This is a genomic window from Flavobacterium sp., assembly GCF_044341265.1.
In the GTDB taxonomy this organism is placed as follows: Bacteria; Bacteroidota; Bacteroidia; order Flavobacteriales; family Flavobacteriaceae; genus Flavobacterium.
The window spans coordinates 1-3,455 of sequence record NZ_JBIISA010000068.1; the positions used below are offsets into that span (position 1 = coordinate 1).

Annotated in this window: 3 protein-coding genes and 1 pseudogene; all 4 read right to left on the reverse strand. The window is 31.8% G+C overall.

All coding sequences use genetic code 11. The features are described from left to right. Positions 1–934 (reverse strand): annotated as a pseudogene (locus tag ACIQ06_RS16040) (hypothetical protein); the annotation flags it as partial. Between the two features lie 284 nt (positions 935–1,218). After that, positions 1,219–2,445 (reverse strand): TPR end-of-group domain-containing protein, encoded by a 1,227-nt coding sequence (locus tag ACIQ06_RS16045; protein WP_396147940.1) that lies wholly within the window; start codon positions 2,443–2,445, stop codon positions 1,219–1,221. A gap of 306 nt (positions 2,446–2,751) precedes the next feature. After that, complete coding sequence (locus tag ACIQ06_RS16050) at positions 2,752–3,162, reverse strand: hypothetical protein (RefSeq protein WP_396147941.1); 411 nt, start codon at positions 3,160–3,162, stop codon at positions 2,752–2,754. Between the two features lie 97 nt (positions 3,163–3,259). Next, the coding region (locus ACIQ06_RS16055; protein WP_396147942.1) for a T9SS type B sorting domain-containing protein at positions 3,260–3,455 on the reverse strand (196 nt) is incomplete at its 5' end.

The following is a 3,455-nucleotide window of genomic DNA, read 5'->3' on the forward strand; positions in this document are numbered from 1 at the left end:
CAGTGCTGTTTATCAAGCTCCATTTTAAATATGTTTTCCAAGTAGCAATAGGTGTGTTTTTGATGATATTGTTTAAACTTTTTGTATAAGCTACTTGAGCAATCACAATATTTTTTTCATTAGCAACACCTGCATTTTTTAACATAGCTGTCCAATTAAAATCTGGCATTAACGATTTTAAATCGGTTAACGCATATTTGTTGTACAGCGCTGCTGTGTTTCGAGTGTCCTCTTTTTTCATGTGGTTGGTTGCCAAAGTAGTTTCTAAAGCCATAACTTTAGACGCACTTTCGGCGCCATTTGGTAATCCAACTAGTTGCCACATTTTTTCGATATGCGCTACATATTTCTTACGAATGTCGGACATTTTAGCATCATTCTGAAGGTAGTACTCTCTTTCAGGAAGTCCTAAACCACCTTGCCAAGTCATTAAAGTGTATTTTTTTGGATCTTTAAAATCTTCAGTAACAGCAACTGAAAAAGGAATTGATACTCCAGTTCTGTTAGCTTTTCCGAAATAGGTTGCTAAGTCCGTATAATTTGCAATAGCATCAATAGCTTTTAATTCCGATTGAATAGGAGTTACGCCTTTTGCATCACGGTCTTTACGATTTATATAAGAGCTGTAGTAATCTCCAATTTTTTGCTCGTCTGAACCTTCGGAAAAACTTCCTTTAGAAGCTTCTTCAATGATAGCTTTAACGTCTTTTTGCGATTTGTCATACAGCATATCAAAAGCACCATACGATGCTTTATCTGCAGGAATTTTGTTGTTCTTAGCCCAAGTTCCATTAACGAAACGGTCAAAGTTATCGCCTGGTTTTACTAAGGTATCCATATTCTTTTTGGTAATACCCGATACCAATTCTTCTTTATTGCCGCAAGATGCTAACAGCACGGTTACTGCAAGAAGTGAGATTTTGATGTTTTTCATATTAGCTTGTTTTAATTTTTAATAAAAAAGGTTGCATCTAGTTTCAATTTTTTTTCTACTAGTATAATATTCTGTTTAAACAGCTTGTTAATCAAATTGTTGTTAAATTCATTTAGTTAAATTTTAAAACATCTACACCAATTGGATAACCATAAATTTTCCCATTGGCATCTTTGTAAATTCTGATTTTATTACAAGCCATTCCTAAATAAACCATCGTCCAGACTCTATTGGCGATGTTTTTTTTGTTTTAGAAAACTGACTCCTCTTTTTTTAATTCTAGTTTAATGCTCCCAAAACACTTTTGGGTTATTGGTTTTGAATATTGTAATTTTTCCTTCTGACTCCTCTTTATCTGGCTTTTGATTATCATAATCCAAAGGTAGGAGCTTTATATAGCTAATTGTTTTCCCTTCTCGGGGTGTTTCCATATCATATTCGCTAGTTGCTGGGCATTCAAGCATATAAAGATTCTTTGCCATATAATTGTACAGATAATACTCCTTTGTCTGTGGATTTTGATTGTTCCAATTGGCATCTGGATTTAGAATTAGGGTTTTGTCACTAATCAAACGCACACGCACTTCTTCTATGCTCAGCATTTCTCCTTTTTCATTCATTACATATGCATTGAAAGTCGGATCAATCCATAACCATTTTTTGAGAGATTCAGAATAAACTGAATTAATAACGTGGCAATCATTGTCAATCTTCAAAATGTCTTTGGGATAACAAGTAACTATCCTTGATTTTATTCCCATTGAAAGGTAGCATTCATTCAAAACTAGGGCAAGTCCTCTACAGTTTAATCCTCTGTTATCCTTTTTACAAACATTAATCATACTTAATGCATTTTTCACCTCTGGATTTCCATTCATTCCATTATGCGGAACCAAATTATGCACCCAATGCAATAGATTTAAAATTTTCAACACATCGTTGCCTTGTCCTGCAATACTGTCCAAGTTAAATCCTTTTCGCAATTCCATAAGATTTGGATTATCGCTAGCTTGATAGTTAAATTTAGGCAGTGGTCTGCTGTCTGAGAGGTTGTATTTATTTGCTCTTTTAAGAATGAAAAGATAGTCTCCAGTAAGCTTTAGCTTATTATTGAGTGCAACAAAGTCTTTCTCTTTTCGGATATTGTCTAAGTCCGTATCAAGTTGTACGTGGCCGTAATTATTATAACCTGCGTCAATTGATTTTTTAAAACAATTGATAGCTGAGGACTTATTGCCTAAAAGGGAGTAAATACAAGTTAAATTGTAATAAATATTACTTAGCTCATAGGAGCGTTCCTTTTTTATATCCGTAGGTAAATTTTCGTGTAGTATTAGGTATTCAGAAAGTAATGCATTGTATGCCTTAACGTCTTTCTTTTCATATGCCACCTCAAAGTCATTGCCTTTTTGCTCAATAAAGGCATCTATTTTTTGTGATGGAGTAGTTTGCGCGATTAGCAGTTGTGAACTAAAAAATAGCGCGAATAAAAGGATTAATTGTTTTTTCATAATTTTTAAATTTTGTAATTGACGATTCAGTTTTAGTGTTTAATTTTAAATAAAGACGAATTTTTAATAAAAAAGGTTGCATCCAGTTTCAATTTTTCCTTCTACTAGTATAATTTTCTGTTTAAACAGCTTGTTAATCGCATTGTTGTTAAATTCATTTAGTTAAATTTTAAAACATTTACACCAATTGCATAACCATAAATTTTCCCATTGGCATCTTTGTAAATTCTAATTTTATTACAAGCCATTCCTAAATTAAGCTTCGCTCAGTTTTCTATGGGCGATGGTCTTTTTGTATCTTCAAAATTAAAAACTGATGCTTGTGCTAGTTACAGTTGCACCCTTCTGATTGGTAGTTTCTGTATGAAACACAATAGTTCCCTTTTCTTCATTAATAAATATTTCATCAATTGGCTCATCTCCTTTTTTTACGATACTTACTTCATTACCATCCTTATACTTGTAATCTATTTTTATAGCGGTAATTTCATTATTCGAATTCCGTTTTATTTTGGATGTTTTTAATTGAATTCCATATTGCTTTTCTAAAATTTCAGTAATTCGTTTTATTTCAACATCAGTCGAAGCTTTGTTGATTGAAAAATCTGCTACCTTGGCATTAACACTTTCTTGTTTGTTGTTGTTTTCTTTTTGTTGCGCGTTTACAGAACTCATAATCGAGCAAAGTAGAAGTAGCGAATAAATTGTTTTTTTCATATTTTTTTTAAGATTGTTATTTTACTGTTTTAATGTGTCCCTTAACTTTCTGTTAAAGGTTGAAGCTAATTCGCTATTTTCAATTTTAATAGTCTGATTATCTCTTTAATGTAAAATGTGCTTTAAATAATTTCATAGTATTATTATACTCAAATTCTACAACAAACCAATAATCATCTGAAAACATATCATTGTTATTATACTTTCCGTCCCAACCACTTTGGAAAGGAAAAATTTGTTTTAGTAACTTTCCATATCTGTCATAAATATAAATTTTTGAATTCTTTTGTAAA

Excerpts from the sequence above, each read along its gene's own strand:
- ACIQ06_RS16050 (WP_396147941.1), bottom strand. The coding sequence starts at position 3,162 with ATGAAAAAAACAATTTATTCGCTACTTCTACTTTGCTCGATTATGAGT.
- ACIQ06_RS16045 (WP_396147940.1), bottom strand. The coding sequence starts at position 2,445 with ATGAAAAAACAATTAATCCTTTTATTCGCGCTATTTTTTAGTTCACAA.